This is a genomic window from Pseudotabrizicola alkalilacus (assembly GCF_003443995.1).
GTDB classification, from domain to species: domain Bacteria; phylum Pseudomonadota; class Alphaproteobacteria; order Rhodobacterales; family Rhodobacteraceae; genus Pseudotabrizicola; species Pseudotabrizicola alkalilacus.
The window spans coordinates 150,811-169,093 of sequence record NZ_QWEY01000003.1; the positions used below are offsets into that span (position 1 = coordinate 150,811).

The following is an 18,283-nucleotide window of genomic DNA, read 5'->3' on the forward strand; positions in this document are numbered from 1 at the left end:
CTTAATCCTCGAACAGTTCGCTCTGGCCGGAAGTGGCCTCGTCCTCATCATCGTCAGGCTTTTGCATCGACCCCGGCAGCGGCCGGTTGTCCAGCAGGCCCGCCGCCCGCAGTTCCTTGATCCCCGGCAGATCGCGCGCCGATTCCAGACCGAAGTGGTCCAGAAAATGCTCGGTCACCACAAAGGTCACCGGGCGGCCCGGTGTCATCCGTCTGCGGCCAAGGCGAATCCAGTCCAGTTCCATCAGCTGGTCCACCGTGCCGCGCGACACGGCCACGCCGCGAATTTCCTCGATCTCGGCGCGTGTCACCGGCTGATGATACGCCACAATGGCCAAGGTTTCGATGGCCGCGCGCGACAGTTTGCGGTTTTCCACCGTTTCCTTGCGCATCAGGTGCCCCAGGTCGCCCGCTGTGCGCATCGCCCAGGCGTCGCCGACCCGCACCAGATGCACCCCGCGCCCCTCATAGCGCTTGCGCAGATAGACCAGCGCTTCGGCCGGGTCACAGCCATGCGGCATCCGGGCCGACAGTTCGGCCACCGTTACCGGCTCGGCACTGCCAAACAGGATCGCCTCGACCATGCGCTCCTGCTCGCCCATCGGCGGCGCCTCGAACAGGCTTTTTTCAATCGGGTCAGTCATGCTTTGCCGCGCCGGATCTGGATCGGGGCAAACATCTCACCCTGCCGCACCTCGACCTGACCGCGCTTGGCCATTTCCAGAATCGCGGCAAAATGTGCGGCGGTGGACGAGCGGCGGCGCATCGGCGTGGCATCCCAGCCTTCGGGCAGAAAGGTGGTGAGGTCGGACCAGTCGCCGACATAGCCGATCAGCCCGCGCATCCGCTCCAGCGCCTGCTCCATTGTGAACACATGGTCACGATCCATGACAAAGGGGCGGAATTCATCCTTGGTGCGAATCCGGGCATAGGCGCGCATCAGGTCGAGCAAGCTCGCCTCATAGGTCACGGCGCGGTGGTGGCGAACTGTCTCCGGCACCCCGCGCGCAAAGAAATCGCGCCCCAGCTGGTCCCGCCCCATCAGCCGCGCCGCCGCCTCGCGCATCGCCTGCAAGCGCTCCAGCTGATAGGCCAGATGCGCTGCCAGATCTTCGGCGCTTGGCCCGTCTTCGCCCGGTTCGGGGGGCAGCAGCAGACGCGATTTCAGAAACGCCAGCCATGCCGCCATCACCAGATAATCCGCCGCCAGCTCGATCCGCAGCGACTGCGCCTTTTGTACAAAGCCCAGGTATTGCTCGGCCAGTTGCAGCACCGAAATCTTGCGCAGGTCCACCTTTTGCGTCCGGCTCAGGGTCAACAGCAGGTCGAGCGGCCCCTCGAACCCGTCGACATCAACGATCAGCGCCTCGGCGGCCATCCGGTCCGCAGGCGCCAGCCGGTCGTCGCCCCAGTCGTCGGCAATGGTGTCAGACATACGCCTCCCCCGACATCAATCCCCGAAATTCGGCCTCCAGGGCTCCGATGTCAACGGGGTCGGGTGCATGGCGGGCGGAGAGTGCACGTTCTGCCCGCTGCCGGATCGCAGGTGTCTGCTCGCCACAGGCTGCGGCCACCGCCAGCATTTCCGCCAGATCGCCCTTGCAATGCAGCGCAATATCACAGCCCGCCGCCATCGACGCCGCCGTGCGCTCGCCCAGCGTGCCACGCAGCGCCTGCATGTTCAGATCGTCGGTCATCAGCAGCCCCTGAAACCCGATTTCGTCGCGGATCACCCGGATCATCGCAGCACTTTGGGTCGCGGGCTTGTCGTCATAGGCGGCGTAGATGATATGCGCTGTCATCGCCATTGGCAGATGGTTCAGCGCCTTGAACGGCGCGAAATCGGTGGCAGCCAGCTCTGCGCGCGTGGCGGTGACGGTGGGCAGGTCGTGATGGGTATCTGCCGTGGCCCTGCCATGACCGGGCAAATGCTTGATCACCGGCAACACGCCCCCGGCCAGATGGCCATCGGCCACCGCCGTCGAGATCGCAGAAACCACTGCCGGATCCGTGCCATAGCAGCGGTTCTTCAGAAACTGATGCGTATCCGTGCCGGCAATATCGGCACAAGGCGCGCAATTGGCATCGACCCCGACCCCGCGCAATTCATGCGCGATGATCCGCGAACGCACCCACATTGCCCGCGCCGGATCACGCGCCTGCGCCACTGTATCCAGCGGCGGGGTCCACTCGCGCCAATGGGGCGCGCGCAGCCGCTGCACCCGCCCGCCTTCCTGATCAATCAGCACCGGCGCATCGCGCCCGACCGCCGCGCGCAGATCCGCCGTCAGGCGGCGCAGCTGCAGCGGGTCTTCGACATTGCGGGCGAACAGGATAAAGCCGAACGGGTCGGCATCCCGAAAGAACGCGACCTCATCCGCTGTCAGCTCCGGCCCCGCGCAGCCGAAAATCGCGGCAAGCCTGCCGGTCATCTATGCGCAACCGGGATACAGGCGGCATTCTCGGCCAGAAGCGCTGCACAGAACCGGCGCGCGTCATCCTCGCCGTCAAAGCCATGCGCGCGCAGCCGGTAAAACGTGCGCCCGCCCGATTGCGCCGATTGCACCACCAGCGATTTTCCGGTCATCAGATCGCCAAAACGCTCGCGCAGTCTGATCCATTCAGCGCGCGCAATCTCAGGGCTGTCAAACGCGCCCAGCTGCACCAGCCGTGTTCCAGCGGTCAGGGTCGTGGAGTCAATCTCTGGCCCGACCGATACTGCCACACTGACCGGCTCTGCCGTCGGTGCGCTTTGCAACCCGGTCTGCGGCCGCGCTTTGGGACGCAGGCTCCCGGCCGGCCCTTCCGCCACAGCAGCATCGGCCTCTGGCAGGGCAGCCTCTTCCGGCAGGTCCGCCAACGGGGCAAGCGGCATGGCATCGCCAAGTGCCTCGGCTAGCGCCATGGCAACCGCATCTTCGGTCACTGTCGGGGCATTGGCCCCAGCGTCCGGCACTGATGTCAGCGGGTCAGGCGTTTCAAGCGTCGCAACGGCCAGAGCCGATGCGGCAGCGGCTTCGGTCATCGGCGGCTCACCCGCAGACGGCGCAGAGGCGACCGCATCAGACATCGGATCAAGCGGAGACAGCCCTGGCGCATCTTCGGCGCTCAGCTCAACCGGCGCGGGGGCGAGGATGATCTCTTCGGGCAACGGCGCCGCCCCACCGGCAGCGGCCACCACGTTCACCGCCATGCCCTGATGATCGGCAATATCGCCGCCGGGGTTCGACGGGGCCACCCGCATCGGCCCTTCGGCCGCGCGGATCACCGGCACCCCGGTCACATCGCGCACCGCCAGCCGGTACCCCCAAAGCCCAACCCCGACAATCAGCGCAATCGAACACGCAGCGCCAGTCAGATGGACCAGACGTTGCGCCTGTCCGCCTGTCATACGGGGGGGTGCCCCGTAATCATCATAGTCGATATCCGCCATGCTCTGCCTCGATCAGACGGGTTTGCCCCGCCCTTGTTGCCTGCATCACCGGCGGGGCGCTGTTGATCAGCGCATTTCCTCGACCGGCGTCACGCCCAAGATACCAAGACCTGAGCAAATGACAACGCCCACGGCCCGCACCAGTGCGATTTTCGCCTGAGATGTGGCGGTATCGTCCTGCAGGAACCGCAAGGACACATCATCATTGCCCCGGTTCCACAGCCCATGCAGGTCTGACGCCAGCTCATAGAGATAAAACGCCACCCGGTGCGGCTCATTCCCGCGCGCGGCAATCTCGACCAGACGCGGCCATTCGGCGATCTTTTTCGCCACCGCGATCTCGGCAGCATGGTCCAGTTTTGACAGATCCGCCGCCGCAAGGGTGGCATCCGACACATCCACCCCGGCTTCACGCGCCTTGCGCAAGATGCTGTTCACCCGTGCATTGGCGTATTGCACATAGAACACCGGGTTGTCTTTCGACTGCTCCAGCACCTTGTCGAAATCGAAATCCAGCGCCACGTCGTTCTTGCGGGTCAGCATGATGAACCGGGTGACATCCGCGCCCGCCATTTCCACCACGTCGCGCAGGGTGACAAAGGTGCCCGCGCGTTTGCTCATCTTGAACGGCTCGCCGTTCTTCCACAGCTTGACCAGCTGGATCAGCTTGATGTCCAGCCCGACCCGGCCACCCGACAGCGCCGACACCGCCGCTTTCATCCGCTTGACATAGCCGCCGTGATCGGCGCCGAAAATGTCGATCAGCTGATCATAGCCGCGCTGCACCTTGTCGAAGTGATAGGCAATGTCGGGCGCGAAATAGGTCCAGCTGCCATCCGATTTCTGCACCGGGCGGTCCACATCATCGCCATGCGCAGTGCTGCGGAACAGGGTCTGCACCCGCGGCTCCCAGTCTTCGGGTTCCTTGCCTTTTGGCGGCTCCAGCACACCCTCATAGATCAGGTCCATGTCTTTCAGCGTCTGGATTGCGGCCTCGATCTTGCCGGTGCCGTACAGCGCCTTTTCTGACGAATAGAGATCCATCTCGACGCCAAGCGCCGCCAGATCCTCGCGGATCCGCGCCATCATCATCTGCGTTGCAAATTCGCGCACATCTGCCAGCCAGACCTGCTCGCCCTTGTCCAGCAGCGTGTCGCCGTATTTTTCCTTCAGCGCCTCGCCCACCGGGATAAGGTAGTCGCCCGGATACAGCCCTTCGCGGATCTCCGGCTCCAGCCCATGCGCCTCGCGGTAGCGCTCATAAGCTGACCGTGCCAGCACATCGACCTGCGCGCCGCCGTCGTTGATGTAGTATTCCCGCGTGACCTTCCAGCCCGCAAAGGCCAGCAGATTGGCCAGCGCATCGCCAACCACAGCCCCGCGCACATGGCCCACATGCATCGGCCCGGTCGGATTGGCAGAGACGAATTCCACATTCACCGTCTGCCCCTTGCCCACATCGGCACGGCCAAACTCGGTGCCCTGAACCAGCGCCGCTTTGACAAGCGCCTGCCAGACATCTTGCGCAAGCCGCAGGTTCAGAAACCCTGGCCCCGCCACATCGGCGGCGGTGATGCGCGGATCGGCCAGCAGTTTTGCGGCAAGCGCCTCGGCAATAGCGCGCGTCTGCAGTCTGGCGGGTTTGGCCAGCACCATCGCGGCATTGGTCGCCATATCGCCATGCGCCGCATCTCGCGGAGGTTCCACCGCAACGCTGGCAAAATCGAGGCCGTCGGGCAATGTGCCCTCGGCCTGCATTTGGGTCAAAGCGTCCAGAACGGTGGCGCGGATATCGGCGAAGAGGTTCATCTGATCAAATCCTGTCTTGTGCCCAAGGGCATGCCAGAGGGCACAAGTCAGGTCAAGTTCAGCCGTTGCTGCGCCAGTCTTCCAGCGCCGGATTGGCGGCATCTGACCGGTCATCGGGGCGTTTCGGGGCCACATCGGCCCCGGTGACGACCTCTGCCCCCCCGGCCTGCGTGCCACGATTGCGCAGATGATGCGCCTCGCGCGCGCCGAAATAGGCGGTGATCACCGCACCGAGCAGCCACCACAGCGCCTCGGGCATCGCGTCAAGGCCCTGCATCCGCGCGGCGAACCCGTCCGGGTCGAGCAGCGCATAAAGCACCAGTGCCTGCGAGCCAAAGGCCATCAACGGGCGCGGCAGCCGGTTGATCGCGTCGATCAGCCGGTCATAACCCGATCCGGGCCGCGCGGGCGGCAAGGCTCCGGGCTCCGGCACCGGCAGCCGGTTCACCGCCTCGGCCAGACCGCGCGCCAGATCCGGCGCAATGTTGCGGGCAATCTCGCGTGAGACACCGCCCAAAGCCGGAATCGCACCCCGGCCCAGACCAAACCCGGACATCAGCCCCATTTTGCAACCCTTTCCTTATGCTGTGCTGCCGTCAGGTGATAGCGCTGTGCGATGAATTCTTCGGCGCGGGTGATCCAGCCGCCCTTGCCGCCATCCTGCCTGCGGGCAAATTTGCGGCTTTGCGGGCGGGCATCTGCCAGACCATAGTAATAATTGCGCCGCGCAATGCCGTAAGCATCGGCCAGATGGTTCGGCGCCGCCTCAAACGCCAGTTGCGCCGCGCGGATGGTCTGCGGCCCGATCACCCCATCCGGCGTGCAGGGAAACCCCATATCGGTGATCAGTCGCTGCAGGATCTTCACCGCATTCGACCCCGCGTTCACATACATGTCGAACACCGAGGCCTGCAAAACCTCAGGCAGCGCCGCGATGCCGGGGCGCTTGTGGTAATGGTCCAGATAAATCTCCACCGCCTGCGCGCGGCTCAGGGCCCGCACATCGGTCACATTGATCCGCCCGTCACGGTTCACATCCAGACCCAGCCGGCGCAGGGTGCCGATGGTCACGCCATGGTTGGTGGCCCCGCCCGGATCGTCGCGATCATTCACATAGCCGCCCTCGCGGGCGACGATTTCTTCGGCCAGTTGTCTTACGCTTGTCATGGGCTATCCCCGGAGTGGTGATACTCCCCCCGGTGACAAACTGCCTCAACGCCGGTTAACGGGCGTCAAACCCTGCGCGCTCAGCTGCCGGACCCGGCATCCTGATACACACCCTGTTCTTTCAGGGCGTCAATCACTTCGGCCGGCATATAGGTTTCGTCATGCTTGGCCAGAATCTCGGTCGCGATAAAGACATCATCCTGCATCGACCCGGTGCCGACCATGCCCTGCCCTTCGGTGAACAGATCCGGCAAAATGCCGGTATAGCGCACCGGAATGGTCTCATTGGTGTCGGTCACGCGAAAGCTCACCGTCTCGCTTTGCCCACGGATAATGCTGCCCTCTTCGACCAGACCGCCGATGCGGAACACCTCGCCGGGGCGCGGCGGGTCGGTCACCACTTGCGTCGGGCTGCGGAAAAAGTTGATCCCGTCCTTCATCGCATAGCCGATCAGCCCGGTGGACAGCGCAAGGGCGGCGAAGGCCAGCACAATGATCTGCACCCGCCGCTGCTTTTTCAGCCCCTTCATTCCCGCCATGCTCAGCCCTCCGTCCCGGTTCCCCCCTGATGTGGGGCGAAACCAAACCCTTGTCGAGTTGTTCTAATGCCGCAACCCACAGATGTGATTGATCAGGATCAAAACCGGCAAGAAACCCGGATCAGACCGCCTGAAACTCGATCCGGCGGCGCAGGAACTGGGTGGATTTGGACGACACCGCCTTGGGGTCACCCGTGGTCAGGAATTTCGACTCCGTGCCCGTGCCCAGCATCTCGGGCCGCCGGGTCAGATAATCGGCCAGCGACTCCGCCACCAGATTGGCCTGCGAATACACCTTTACGCCCTCGCCAAGCGCGTCCTGAAACACCGCCTCCATCAGCGGGTAATGCGTGCAACCCAGCACCGCCGCCTCGGGGTGCGGCATCCGGCGCTTGAGCGCTTCGACATGGGACCGCACCAGCGCTTCAGCCAGAATCTCGTCGCCCTGCTCGATGGCATCGACCACGCCGCCACAGGGCTGCGCCTCGACATCCACACCGATGGCGCGGAATGCCAGCTCACGCTGAAACGCCCGGCTCGCCACCGTGGCGGGGGTGGCAAACAGCGCCACATGCTTGACCGCAACCTCACGCGGGGGCGAGTTGTCGCCCCATTGCCGTTCGGTCAGCGCCTCGATCATCGGCACGAACACCCCCAGCACCCGCTTGTCCTTTGGCACCCAGGTTTCCTGCATCCGCTTCAGCGCCGCGGCCGAAGCCGTGTTGCAGGCCAGAATGACCAGATCACAGCCCTCGGCCCAAAGCCGCTCGACCGCAGCACAGGTCAGGTTGAAAATGTCATCATGCGTGCGCACACCATAAGGCGCATGGGCATTGTCGCCCAGATAGACCAGCGGCAGATCCGGCAACCGCCTGGTCACCGCGTCCAGCACCGTCAGCCCACCAATGCCGCTGTCAAAAACCCCAACCGCCATGCCTGCCCCCAAACCTTGCGCCTGTTGCGGGCGATGGCCCGGTCAGCGCATTTTGTATCTCGCCTCAAACTCGTAGCCCGGAGCATACGACCCCAGCGGGCGCGGTGAAAGATCGTATGTGGCCCGGCGCAGAAATTCCATCATCCGGGTCGGATCCGCCTTCAACGGCGCCAGATCGCTGGCAGGGATCGGCTGGCCGATCACCACCCGCACCGGCTCATCCATCCGGGCGCGGAACTCCTTGATCAGCAATCCCAGCCGCAGGGTGTAATGCACATGGCTGGCAATCTGGAACAGCCGCGAGTTGTGGCCATCGAAGTACACCGGAACCACGGTCGCCCCCGATTTCGCAATCATCTTGGCGGTAAAATTGCGCCAGCCCGGGTCCATCGGGGCCGAGGTGAACGGCTTTGCACTGGTCGACACCGTACCGCCCGGAAACACCCCGATCGCCCCGCCCTGCCCCAGATAGCGCAACGCCTCGGCCCGGGTCTCCAGGTTCAGCTTCACCGCCGCTTTCGTCTCGTCAAACGAGATCGGCAACACCACCCGGTTCAGCGCCTCCGCCCTGCGAAACACCGAATTGGCCAGAATGCGAAAGTCCCCACGCACCCGGTCCAGCAAATGCCCCATCATCAGCCCGTCCAGAATGCCAAACGGATGATTGGCGATCAGAACCAATGGCCCGGTGGCGGGAATATTGCCCACCGAACCGCCGACCACATCCAGACTCAAGCCATACCGCTCCGGCACCACGTCCCAGAAACTGCGGCCACGCGCCACCTCATCCTCATAGCCCGCCGCGCGTCGGATCAGCGACAGCCGCCCGGTGGCATTCTCCAGCACCCGGATCAGCGTCGCTCCGGCCCGGCTGGAAGCCGAAGACGCATACGAGATCTCGCGCGCCACATCTTGCTGCATCTTTCCTCCGCCAACCGCGCCCGATTCCACCTGATCGTTCCGTTTCGCCGGTTCCGGTAACACGTCGATGACACCGCGACCGGACGCCGCACGAACGGGCGAATCAAGGCCAAAAGGCCACGCCTTGGCGCGAAATCCGCCCGCCCGGGCATTTACATGCGAATGATTCTCCCCACATGAGGCGGACCGTGATAGCGTTCGGCTTCCGTAAAGGGTTGAGAGATGGATTGGGATAAACTGCGCATTTTTCATGCGGTTGCAGAAAAGGGCAGCCTGACACATGCCGGTGACGTGCTGCACCTGTCGCAATCCGCCGTCAGCCGCCAGATCCGCGCGCTGGAGGAAAGCCTGTCGGTCACCCTGTTTCACCGCCATGCGCGCGGCCTGATCCTGACCGAACAGGGCGAGCTTTTGTTCGACGCCACCCAAGCCATGGCCAAACGGCTGGAGGCGACCGCCGCCCGTATCCGCGATTCCGAGGATGAGGTGTTTGGTGAGCTGCGCGTCACCACCACCACCGGCTTTGGCACGCTCTGGCTCGCACCGCGTCTGGCCAACCTGTACAAGAAATACCCCAGCCTGAAAATCGACCTCATGCTGGAAGAGCGGGTGCTTGACCTGCCGATGCGTGAGGCCGATGTCGCCATCCGCATGAAAGAGCCGTCACAGGCTGATCTGATCCGCAAGCGCCTGATGAACATCCGGATGCGGCTCTATGCATCGCCGGAATACCTTGCTGAACACGGCACCCCCGCCTCGATGGAGGATTTCACCCAGCACCGGCTGATCGCCCAGCATGCTGGCGTGCCGCAGGTGGCGGCAGGTGCATCTCTTGTGCAAGAGCTGATGGCACATGATATTCCGTCCACGCTGACGGTGAACAACTACTTCGGCGTGCTGCAGGGCGTGCTGAATCATCTGGGTATCGGCGTTCTGCCGCATTATATCACGGCTGATTTCCCGCATCTGGTCCGGGTCCTGCCCGAAACCGAAAGCGCCGAAGTGCCGGTTTTTCTGGCCTACCCGGAAGAGCTACGTCATTCCAAACGTGTGGCGGCGTTCCGCGAATTTGTCACCGAAGAGATCTTTGCCTATCGCAAGCGTCAGCAGATGGATGGGCTGGGGGAATGACAGCCGGGCGCAGCCATGCGCCCATCACATAGCGGACATGCTGCAAAAGCAGCATGTTCAGCCTTGCCCCGAATCAAACGCATGCCTAAATCCACCCATGAAGCGGGCGGTTGAGTGATTGCTCTCGAACGCTTCATACCTCCCTGTTGGACTTGGGCCGAGCTTTATGCTCGGCCTTTTTTTTATTTATCCGGGGTTTGCTGCCAAGTTCATCACTTCCGGTACCGGGCGCCCGCTTCCTTTGCACAAAAAAGATCCGCCGCGTGACCAGACGGAGCTGACCGCAGAAGGTACCAAGGTGCTTTGGTTCCATCCGATTTCAGAGGTCCGCAAGAATCCGCCCTCGGTCAAAGCCAAACTGGCAGTATTTTACCGGTTTCGTTTCAGGCAGGTCTGACACGCATCAGAACGGAAACCCAAATCAATCTGCCGGGTTGTCCTTGCATGGCTTTTGGCCAATGAACCTAAAGCAAGGAACCTAATGATGACCAATCTGAAAACCCTTCTCGTCAGCACCGCTCTGGGTGTCTTTCTTGCCGGCCCGACGCTGGCACAAGTGACCAGTGACACCACGGAAATCACGGCGCAGGTCGGCGTGATGGCCGTTCCCGCCGGCACCAGCAATCTGGGCACCGGAGCCGGACAGTCGGTTACCCCTGTCTCCGAAGCCTTTGTCGGCAATCAGGTGATGTCGTCAGACGGCACCATGCTCGGCACCGTATCCAGTGCCGCCTCGCAGGAAGATGGGACGACATTGATCCTTGTCGAGCTGGATCAGGCCGTTGGTGCCCCGACCGAATTCATGCAGATCATGCTGGCTCCGGGCGAGGTATCTTCCGGTCAGGTCACGCTGATCTGGCCATGGGCCGAGATTCTCGCCTCGCTGGAGAATCAGAATGAGACCGGCGCCGACAACTGATCGGATACGCTTAACCCTTAGCTGACCAGTTTCAGCCAGACACTTGGTCCCGGCAGTTTGCCGGGGCCTTGCCGTATCAACCTTTGCTCCAGCGACCAAGCTATCCCGTTTCCAACCCGCAGATTTGTTTCGCCTTGGCCCCCCGTCTATTCGATGCCACTGTGCAAAGGATAGCACGGCAAAGTCATTGGAAGTGTCTTATGTTCAACTGGATCAGATCATCGCGGCCAAAGGCCCCCCCCGGCCCCGCCGATATCATCCAGACCATCGAAGCCCGTTTTCCGATGCCACCGGGCGAAATCAGCCGTCTGAGCGCGCGCCGCTGGATTCTCAACTATGTCCCACCCGGCGGAAGCGGCATCGAAATCGGCGTGTTCCGCGGCCATTTCAGCAGCCTGATCTGCGACGTGGTCCGGCCGCGCAAACTCTATCTGGTCGATCCCTGGACCAAACTTGGCGAAACCTTTGGCTGGGGCAAAGCCTATACCAACTTTGACACCCTCACGACCGAGGCCGCAAAGGCCGAAGCCACCGCCCGCATCGCCCAATTCCCCGACATACACAGCGTGATCATCGAAGACACCTTCCCCGCCTGTTCCGCACAGATCACCGAGCCGCTGGATTTTGCCTATCTGGATGCCAGTCATAAATACAAACCGACGTTGAACGAGCTTGTGCATCTCAAGGACATGATGGCGCCGGGCGGTGTGATTCTGGGTGATGACTGGGCCCCTGACCCGCAAAACCAGCATCACGGCGTCTTTCTGGCGGTGCAGGAATTCACGCGCAACAGCGACTGGCAGATCGTGGCCGCCGGTCCGGGCGCGCAATGGGCCCTCAGCCGCCGCTCTGTCCCCCCTTCCTGACACAGATTTTGCAGGCAAAGCGGCAGAGTTCCACGCTCGCCCCTTTCTATCCTTCCGGTCATGCCCTATGACGCGGCGCAGTTGCTGTGAGGAAGCTGACATGACCGAACCCGCGATCACCCCCGAGCTTGTTTCAAAACACGGGATCAAGCCCGACGAATATGCGCGGATACTCGAAATCATCGGCCGCGAACCAAATTTCACCGAGCTGGGCATTTTCAGCGCGATGTGGAACGAGCATTGCTCGTACAAATCCTCCAAGAAATGGCTGCGCACCCTGCCCACCACCGGCCCGCAGGTCATCTGCGGCCCCGGCGAGAATGCGGGCGTGGTTGATATCGGCGACGGGCAGGCGGTCATCTTCAAGATGGAAAGCCACAACCACCCCAGCTACATCGAACCGCATCAGGGCGCTGCCACCGGCGTTGGCGGCATTCTGCGCGACGTGTTCACCATGGGTGCTAGGCCCATTGCCGCGATGAACGCGCTGTCGTTCGGCCTGCCCTCGCACCCGAAAACCGCGCATCTGGTCAAAGGCGTGGTCGAAGGTGTGGGCAGCTATGGCAACGCATTCGGCGTGCCCACCGTCGGCGGCGAAGTGCGGTTCCACAAATCCTACAATGGCAACTGTCTGGTGAATGCCTTTGCGGCGGGCCTCGCCGATGCCGACAAGATTTTCTACTCCGTCGCCTCCGGCGTCGGCATGCCGGTCGTCTACCTCGGCGCCAAAACCGGGCGCGACGGCGTCGGCGGCGCCACCATGGCATCCGCCGAATTCGATGACACCATCGAGGAAAAGCGCCCCACCGTTCAGGTCGGCGACCCCTTCACCGAAAAACGCCTGCTGGAGGCGTGTCTGGAGCTGATGCAATCAGGTGCCGTCATTTCCATTCAGGATATGGGCGCTGCTGGCCTCACCTGCTCGGCGGTGGAAATGGGCGACAAGGGCGGTCTGGGCATCAAGCTGCAACTGGCCGACGTGCCGCAGCGTGAAACCAACATGACCGCGTACGAGATGATGCTGTCCGAGAGCCAGGAGCGTATGCTCATGGTTCTGAAACCGGAACTCGAAGACGTGGCCCGCGCGATTTTCGTCAAATGGGATCTCGATTTCGCCATCGTCGGCGAAACCATCCCCGAAGACCGCTTCCTGATCCTGCATGGCAATGATGTCAAAGCCGATCTGCCGCTGTCGAAACTGTCCTCCACCGCGCCGGAATACGACCGGCCCTGGATCGAGACCCCGGCAGCAGCACCACTGGGCGACATTCCCGCCATCACCCCGCTTGACGCCCTGATCGCCCTGATCTCCGCCCCCTCCTACGCCCACAAGGCCTGGGTCTGGGAGCAGTATGACTCACAGGTCGGTGCCGATACCCTGATCACCCCCGGCCTGCCCGCAGGCGTGGTGCGGGTGCATGGCACCACCAAGGCGCTCGCCTTCACCTCCGATGTGACCCCGCGCTATGTCAAAGCCAACCCGTTCGAGGGCGGCAAGCAGGCCGTGGCCGAGGCCTATCGCAACCTGACCGCGATGGGGGCCCTTCCCCTCGCCACCACCGACAACCTGAACTTTGGCAACCCGGAAAAGCCCGAAATCATGGGCCAGCTGGTCGGCGCGATCAAAGGCATCGGCGAAGCTGTGGCGGCGCTCGACATGCCGATCGTCTCGGGCAACGTCTCGCTTTACAACGAAACCGACGGCTCCGGCATCCTGCCCACCCCCACCATCGGCGCGGTCGGCATTCTGCCAACGCTGGATCATCTGATCCACGGCAAGCCGCAAACCGGCGATCTGGCGGTGCTGATCGGCGGCATCGGCAGCCATCTGGGCCAGTCCGCCCTGCTGGCCGAAGCCTTTGGCATCGAGGCGGGCGACGCCCCTGCCGTCGATCTGATGGCGGAGAAACGCAACGGCGAGTTCATCCGCGCGCAGGGCAAGATCCTGCGCTGCTGCACCGACCTGTCCGATGGCGGTCTGGCACTGGCCGCGTTCGAGATGGCCGAGGCTGCAGGTCTGGGCATTGATCTGGAATCCGGCGACATCGGCGCGCTGTTTGGCGAAGATCAGGCGCGCTATCTGGTCGCCATCGATCCAAAGGCGCTGCATGGCCTGACCGGTGCCGCGCATCGTGCCGGCGTGCCTGCTCATGTGGTAGGTCGGTTTGGCGGCGATACGGTCACGCTGGGCGGGCACTCTGCCCCGCTCAAAACCCTCAGCGACACCTACAGAACCGCGTTTGAGGCTGCCCTTGGTCCGGTGACGGCAGCATAAAGCGCCAAAGCTTTCTTGCAGCCGACGCCGCCACACCCTAGATTTGGCTGAAAGACTGACAGGAGCCCGCCAATGCCCATCGACGCCCGCGACATCGAAGCCCTGATCCGCGCCAGCTTTCCGCAGGCAAAGATCACGGTACAGGGGGATGACGGCCAGCATTTTGCCGCCGAAGTGGTGGACGAGTCGTTTCGCGGCCTGAACCGTGTGCAGCAACAGCGCGCGGTTTATGCCGCGCTCAAAGGCAAGATGGATGGCTCGCAGGGCGAATTGCACGCTTTGGCGCTGACCACCCGCGCCCCGGAATAATCAAAGGAACACGCAGATGAGCGCTCAAGACCAGATCAAGGACACTGTCGAGAAAAACGATGTGGTGCTGTTCATGAAGGGCACCAAGATGATGCCGCAATGCGGGTTTTCGTCCCGCGTGGCGGGCGTGCTCAATTACATGGGCGTCGAGTTTGCCGATGTGAACGTGCTGGCCGATGCCGAAATCCGTCAGGGCATCAAGGATTTCTCCGACTGGCCCACAATCCCGCAGCTTTATGTCAAAGGCGAATTCGTCGGCGGTTGCGACATCGTCACCGAAATGACCCTGTCGGGCGAGCTGGACGCGCTGTTCGAGGCCAAGGGCGTGACCTATGACAAAGACGCCGCCGAAAAGATCCGGCAGGCCAACGCCTCCTAAGGCATTGCACGAAGTATCCAGCGCATCACATTGAAAAGGCCCGCGAAATCTCGCGGGCCTTTTGCATTACATCTGCGCCGTGCAACTGAGCAATTCGGTTTCCTGCCCGCCTTCGCGCCAATAGATCGTCGCCGCATCCCCCTTGGACCACAGCACATAGCCAGCCCCGTCCGATGGCCAGGCATAGCGCGCACCAGAAGCGGCAACCTCCTGATACAACAGGATCTGACGGCCCTCGATCTGGATCACCACCAGCGCATCCTCCGGCCCGGTGACAAAGGTGGCAGGCACCTCCACCCCCCGGTCGCAGGCATAGCGCAGGTTCTGCACCTCCAGCACCTCTGCGCTGGCCTGCACGGCCATACCCAAGCCCGCAACGGCGATCAGACCAAGCGCCAGACCCCGGCTCATCCTTGCGCCCGTTCTTCGACACGGTCGGCCAGGGCCTCGGCCCGCGCCGCGATTTCGGCCATGGTTTCAAAGACCTGTGGCGGAATCACCGGCACTTCAACTTTTTCCGGCGACGGCACCGGCCGCGCCTGCAGCGCCGCCAGCTTTTCCTTCAGCTGGCGGTTTTCATCCTCGACCGCCGCCGTCTTGTCGGCCAGCATCAGCCCCGACATCAACAGCATCCGCGCCTCTGGCAGACGCCCCATCTGCTGCACCAGCGGTTCGGCTTCGGCGTCCAGGAGGGCCGCAGCGGCGCGCAGAAAATGTTCCTCCCCGGGCTGGCAGGCGACCTGAAAATCGCGCCCCCCGATCGAGACTGTTACATCAGGCATCCTGTGCCACCTCCTCTTTGGGTCCGGCCAGCGGATCGAGCGCGGCAATCAACTCATCCAGTTCGGCGGCTTCGGCAGCGCGCAGCGCGCGCAGCGCCTCCAGCTCGGTCAGCATCGCCTTGTTGATCAGATGCGGCTCCACCCGGCCCTCGGCCTGCGCCTCGGTCATCAGCCGCAGCTGCTCGCGCAAGGACACAACGGTTTTCTTTAACCGTTGCATTTCAAGCCCCTGCACATCCAGAAGCTTGCTCAGACGACCCACTTCGGCCTCCAGCTCCTGCTTGCCGGTGCCCTGATCGCGCAGCATCCGCAGCCGCTCGTTCAGCTGGGCCACCAGCATCCGCTCTTCGTCCAGCGCCTCATTCAGTCGCGCAATCTCGGCCTCGGCCACGCCATCGGCCAGCGTGGCGACCGGGCTGCCCGCCAAAACCTGCTCAGGCTCCGGTTCCGGCTGCACAGCAGACAGCGCCTCAACCCCGTTTCCGATGCGCATCAGCGCCGCGGTGATCCGGCGCTCCAGTTCGGCAATGTTGTCCATGCCCCCTCTTTCCCGGATACTCCGGTCTTTATTCCTTTGGTCTGCCCATAAGTGCGAATCGCACAAGGACAGGTCAAGCCCGATCTTAACGCAAAGCGCGGGCAAGGAACGCCCCATATCGTCAACAGCTTGGCCGCTGTGCTTGATCTTGCCGTCCGGGGTGGTAAGGAACCCTGAACCCGCACCGATCCAAGTATGAGGAGCCCGGCCTTGGACATCCAGACCCTGCGCGACCGCCACCCCGATCATTGGATGCGCGCCACCGCCATCCGTGCCCTGACGCTGGATGCAGTCGCCGCTGCCAACTCCGGCCACTCCGGCATGCCGATGGGCATGGCCGATGTGGCCACCGTGCTGTTCGCCAACCACCTGAAATTCGACGCAAGCGCCCCACGCTGGCCCGACCGTGACCGCTTTATCCTGTCGGCAGGCCATGGCTCGATGCTGCTCTACTCGCTGATGTACCTGACCGGCTATGCCGACATGACGCTGGAGCAGATCAAGAACTTCCGCCAATGGGGCGCGATCACCGCAGGCCATCCGGAATATGGCCATGTGTCGGCGGCAGAGACCACCACCGGCCCGCTGGGTCAGGGTATTTCCAACGCCGTCGGCTTTGCCATGGCCGAAGAATCCCTGCGCGCCCGCTGGGGGGCAAAGGTGCAGGACCACCACACCTATGTCATCGCCGGTGACGGCTGCCTGATGGAAGGTGTGTCACAAGAGGCGATTGGTCTGGCCGGGCGGCTCAGGCTCTCGCGTCTGATCGTGCTGTGGGATGACAATGGCATCACCATCGACGGCAAGGTGTCGCTGTCGGATGTGACCGATCAGGGCGCGCGCTTTGCCGCCTCCGGCTGGGATGTGTTTTCCTGCGACGGCCACGACCCCGAAGACATTGACCGCGCCATCACCGCCGCCAAGGCGTCGTCCGGCCCGGCCATGATCGCCTGCAAGACCCACATCGCCATCGGCCATGCCGCACAAGACACATCCAAAGGCCATGGCGCGCTGACCGACAAGGCCCAGTTGCAAGCCGCGAAAGACGGCTACGGCTGGACCGGCGGCGCGTTCGAGGTGCCTGCTGACGTGAAGTCGTGGTGGGAAACCGTTGGCGCCAAAGGCAAATCCGCCCGCGCCGAGTGGGAGTCCCGTCTGGCCGCGCTGTCGCCCGCCAAACAGGCCGAATTCGCCCGCATCTTTGCCGGCGACGCGCCGAACAAGCTGTCGGCCACCATCCGCGCCGTGAAAAAGCAGGCGGTGGACGATCTGCCGAAACTCGCCACCCGCGCCGCATCCGAAAAGGTGCTGTCCGCGGTCAACCCGGTGATGACCGAGACCATCGGCGGATCGGCCGACCTGACCGGATCGAACAACACCAAGACCGCCGATATGGGCGTGTTCTCGTCCGAGGACCGCAAGGGCCGCTACGTCTATTACGGCATCCGTGAACACGGCATGGCGGCGGCGATGAACGGTCTGGCGCTGCACGGCGGCGTGCGCGCTTATGGCGGCACCTTCATGTGCTTTACCGATTACGCCCGTCCTGCGATGCGTCTCTCGGCGCTGATGGGGGTTCCGGTGGTCTATGTCATGACCCATGATTCCATCGGTCTGGGCGAGGATGGCCCGACCCACCAGCCGGTCGAGCATCTGGCAATCAGCCGCGCGACGCCGAACACCTATGTGATCCGCCCCGCCGATCTGGTGGAAACCGCCGAAGCGTGGGAAGTTGCGCTGACCACTAAGACCACGCCCACCGTGCTGGCCCTGTCGCGGCAAAATCTGCCTGCCGTCCGCAAGACCCACACCAACCAGAACCTTGTCGCCAAAGGGGCTTACGTGCTGGCCGAGGCCACCACCAAGCGTCAGGTCATCCTGATGGCGACTGGCTCCGAAGTCGAAATCGCGCTGAAGGCCCGCGATCTGCTGGAGGCCGAAGGCATCGGCACCCGTGTCGTCTCGATGCCGTGCTGGGAGCTGTTCGCCGAACAGGATGACGCCTACCGCCGCAAGGTGCTGCCACCCGGTGCGGTCCGCATCGCCATCGAGGCAGGCACCCGCTTTGGCTGGGATACCTGGCTGTTCGGCGAAGGCGGCAAGCGCGACAAGGCCGATTTTGTCGGCATGACCGGCTTTGGCGCCTCGGCCCCGGCAGAGCGGCTGTACGCCGAATTTGGCATCACTGCCGAAGCGGCGGTCGCCAAGGCTAAAGCGCTGCTCTGAAAATCAAGGATCACGATTGCCAAAGGCCCGCGCTGATGCGCGGGCCTTTTACGTTC

At 63.2% G+C, this 18,283-nt stretch carries 21 protein-coding genes; 8 read left to right on the forward strand and 13 right to left on the reverse strand.

What is annotated here, in order from left to right; genetic code table 11:
* Position 1: 1 nt before the first annotated feature.
* From scpB to D1012_RS07500, 10 genes are all read right to left on the reverse strand, one after another.
* Entirely contained in the window at positions 2-643 is a 642-nt protein-coding gene (gene scpB, locus D1012_RS07455) for an SMC-Scp complex subunit ScpB (protein ID WP_118150736.1), read from the reverse strand.
* Positions 640-1,434 carry a segregation and condensation protein A gene (locus D1012_RS07460; RefSeq protein WP_233517042.1) on the reverse strand — a complete coding sequence of 265 codons (795 nt, stop codon included), beginning with the start codon at positions 1,432-1,434 and terminating at the stop codon, positions 640-642. The genes scpB and D1012_RS07460 overlap by 4 nt, the downstream gene beginning before the upstream one ends.
* Positions 1,427-2,431 (reverse strand): beta-N-acetylhexosaminidase, encoded by a 1,005-nt coding sequence (gene nagZ / locus D1012_RS07465; protein ID WP_118150737.1) that lies wholly within the window; start codon positions 2,429-2,431, stop codon positions 1,427-1,429. Before nagZ ends, D1012_RS07460 begins: the two co-directional genes overlap by 8 nt.
* Positions 2,428-3,432, reverse strand: coding sequence for an SPOR domain-containing protein (locus D1012_RS07470; RefSeq protein ID WP_118150738.1), 1,005 nt, complete (start codon positions 3,430-3,432; stop codon positions 2,428-2,430). Before D1012_RS07470 ends, nagZ begins: the two co-directional genes overlap by 4 nt.
* Positions 3,433-3,498: 66 nt before the next feature.
* Positions 3,499-5,241: an arginine--tRNA ligase gene (gene argS, locus D1012_RS07475; protein WP_118150739.1), complete on the reverse strand. Its 1,743-nt coding sequence runs from the start codon at positions 5,239-5,241 to the stop codon at positions 3,499-3,501.
* A 58-nt stretch (positions 5,242-5,299) separates the two neighbouring features.
* A complete protein-coding gene (locus tag D1012_RS07480; protein WP_233517043.1) occupies positions 5,300-5,806 on the reverse strand; it encodes a 3TM-type holin in 507 nt (168 codons plus the stop codon).
* Complete coding sequence (locus tag D1012_RS07485) at positions 5,797-6,408, reverse strand: holin-associated N-acetylmuramidase (RefSeq protein ID WP_118150740.1); 612 nt, start codon at positions 6,406-6,408, stop codon at positions 5,797-5,799. The genes D1012_RS07480 and D1012_RS07485 overlap by 10 nt, the downstream gene beginning before the upstream one ends.
* 80 nt (positions 6,409-6,488) lie before the next feature.
* Positions 6,489-6,938: a cytochrome c maturation protein CcmE gene (gene ccmE / locus D1012_RS07490; protein WP_118150741.1), complete on the reverse strand. Its 450-nt coding sequence runs from the start codon at positions 6,936-6,938 to the stop codon at positions 6,489-6,491.
* 130 nt (positions 6,939-7,068) lie between these two features.
* Positions 7,069-7,881, reverse strand: a complete 813-nt coding sequence (gene murI, locus D1012_RS07495) for a glutamate racemase (protein WP_118150742.1) — start codon at positions 7,879-7,881, stop codon at positions 7,069-7,071.
* Positions 7,882-7,923: 42 nt separating this feature from the next.
* Positions 7,924-8,802, reverse strand: a complete 879-nt coding sequence (locus tag D1012_RS07500; protein ID WP_118150743.1) for a lysophospholipid acyltransferase family protein — start codon at positions 8,800-8,802, stop codon at positions 7,924-7,926.
* Positions 8,803-9,024: 222 nt separating this feature from the next.
* Between D1012_RS07500 and D1012_RS07505 the strand changes: the two genes are divergently transcribed.
* The 7 genes from D1012_RS07505 to grxD all read left to right on the forward strand — a co-directional run bounded on the left by D1012_RS07505 (position 9,025) and on the right by grxD (position 14,681).
* Complete coding sequence (locus tag D1012_RS07505) at positions 9,025-9,933, forward strand: LysR family transcriptional regulator (RefSeq protein WP_118150744.1); 909 nt, start codon at positions 9,025-9,027, stop codon at positions 9,931-9,933.
* A gap of 166 nt (positions 9,934-10,099) precedes the next feature.
* Positions 10,100-10,330 carry a hypothetical protein gene (locus tag D1012_RS07510; protein WP_118150745.1) on the forward strand — a complete coding sequence of 77 codons (231 nt, stop codon included), beginning with the start codon at positions 10,100-10,102 and terminating at the stop codon, positions 10,328-10,330.
* A gap of 87 nt (positions 10,331-10,417) precedes the next feature.
* Positions 10,418-10,852, forward strand: a complete 435-nt coding sequence (locus D1012_RS07515) for a hypothetical protein (RefSeq protein WP_147335637.1) — start codon at positions 10,418-10,420, stop codon at positions 10,850-10,852.
* A 200-nt stretch (positions 10,853-11,052) separates the two neighbouring features.
* A complete protein-coding gene (locus tag D1012_RS07520; RefSeq protein WP_118150747.1) occupies positions 11,053-11,718 on the forward strand; it encodes a class I SAM-dependent methyltransferase in 666 nt (221 codons plus the stop codon).
* Between the two features lie 100 nt (positions 11,719-11,818).
* Complete coding sequence (purL, locus tag D1012_RS07525) at positions 11,819-13,993, forward strand: phosphoribosylformylglycinamidine synthase subunit PurL (RefSeq protein WP_118151152.1); 2,175 nt, start codon at positions 11,819-11,821, stop codon at positions 13,991-13,993.
* 72 nt (positions 13,994-14,065) lie between these two features.
* Positions 14,066-14,302, forward strand: a complete 237-nt coding sequence (locus tag D1012_RS07530; protein ID WP_118150748.1) for a BolA/IbaG family iron-sulfur metabolism protein — start codon at positions 14,066-14,068, stop codon at positions 14,300-14,302.
* A gap of 16 nt (positions 14,303-14,318) precedes the next feature.
* Positions 14,319-14,681, forward strand: coding sequence for a Grx4 family monothiol glutaredoxin (gene grxD / locus D1012_RS07535; protein WP_118150749.1), 363 nt, complete (start codon positions 14,319-14,321; stop codon positions 14,679-14,681).
* Between the two features lie 66 nt (positions 14,682-14,747).
* On the opposite strand, the gene D1012_RS07540 is transcribed toward grxD, so the two are convergent.
* The 3 genes from D1012_RS07540 to D1012_RS07550 are packed head-to-tail and all read right to left on the reverse strand — an operon-like array spanning position 14,748 to position 16,001.
* Positions 14,748-15,092, reverse strand: a complete 345-nt coding sequence (locus tag D1012_RS07540; protein WP_118150750.1) for an MliC family protein — start codon at positions 15,090-15,092, stop codon at positions 14,748-14,750.
* The gene (locus tag D1012_RS07545) at positions 15,089-15,463 is read right to left on the reverse strand and encodes a cell division protein ZapA (RefSeq protein WP_118150751.1); all 375 of its coding nucleotides are present in this window, start codon (positions 15,461-15,463) and stop codon (positions 15,089-15,091) included. The genes D1012_RS07540 and D1012_RS07545 overlap by 4 nt, the downstream gene beginning before the upstream one ends.
* Complete coding sequence (locus D1012_RS07550; protein ID WP_118150752.1) at positions 15,456-16,001, reverse strand: hypothetical protein; 546 nt, start codon at positions 15,999-16,001, stop codon at positions 15,456-15,458. Before D1012_RS07550 ends, D1012_RS07545 begins: the two co-directional genes overlap by 8 nt.
* Before the next feature lie 210 nt (positions 16,002-16,211).
* On the opposite strand from D1012_RS07550, the gene tkt reads away from it, so the two are divergent.
* Positions 16,212-18,227: a transketolase gene (gene tkt / locus D1012_RS07555; protein ID WP_118150753.1), complete on the forward strand. Its 2,016-nt coding sequence runs from the start codon at positions 16,212-16,214 to the stop codon at positions 18,225-18,227.
* Positions 18,228-18,283 lie beyond the last annotated feature (56 nt).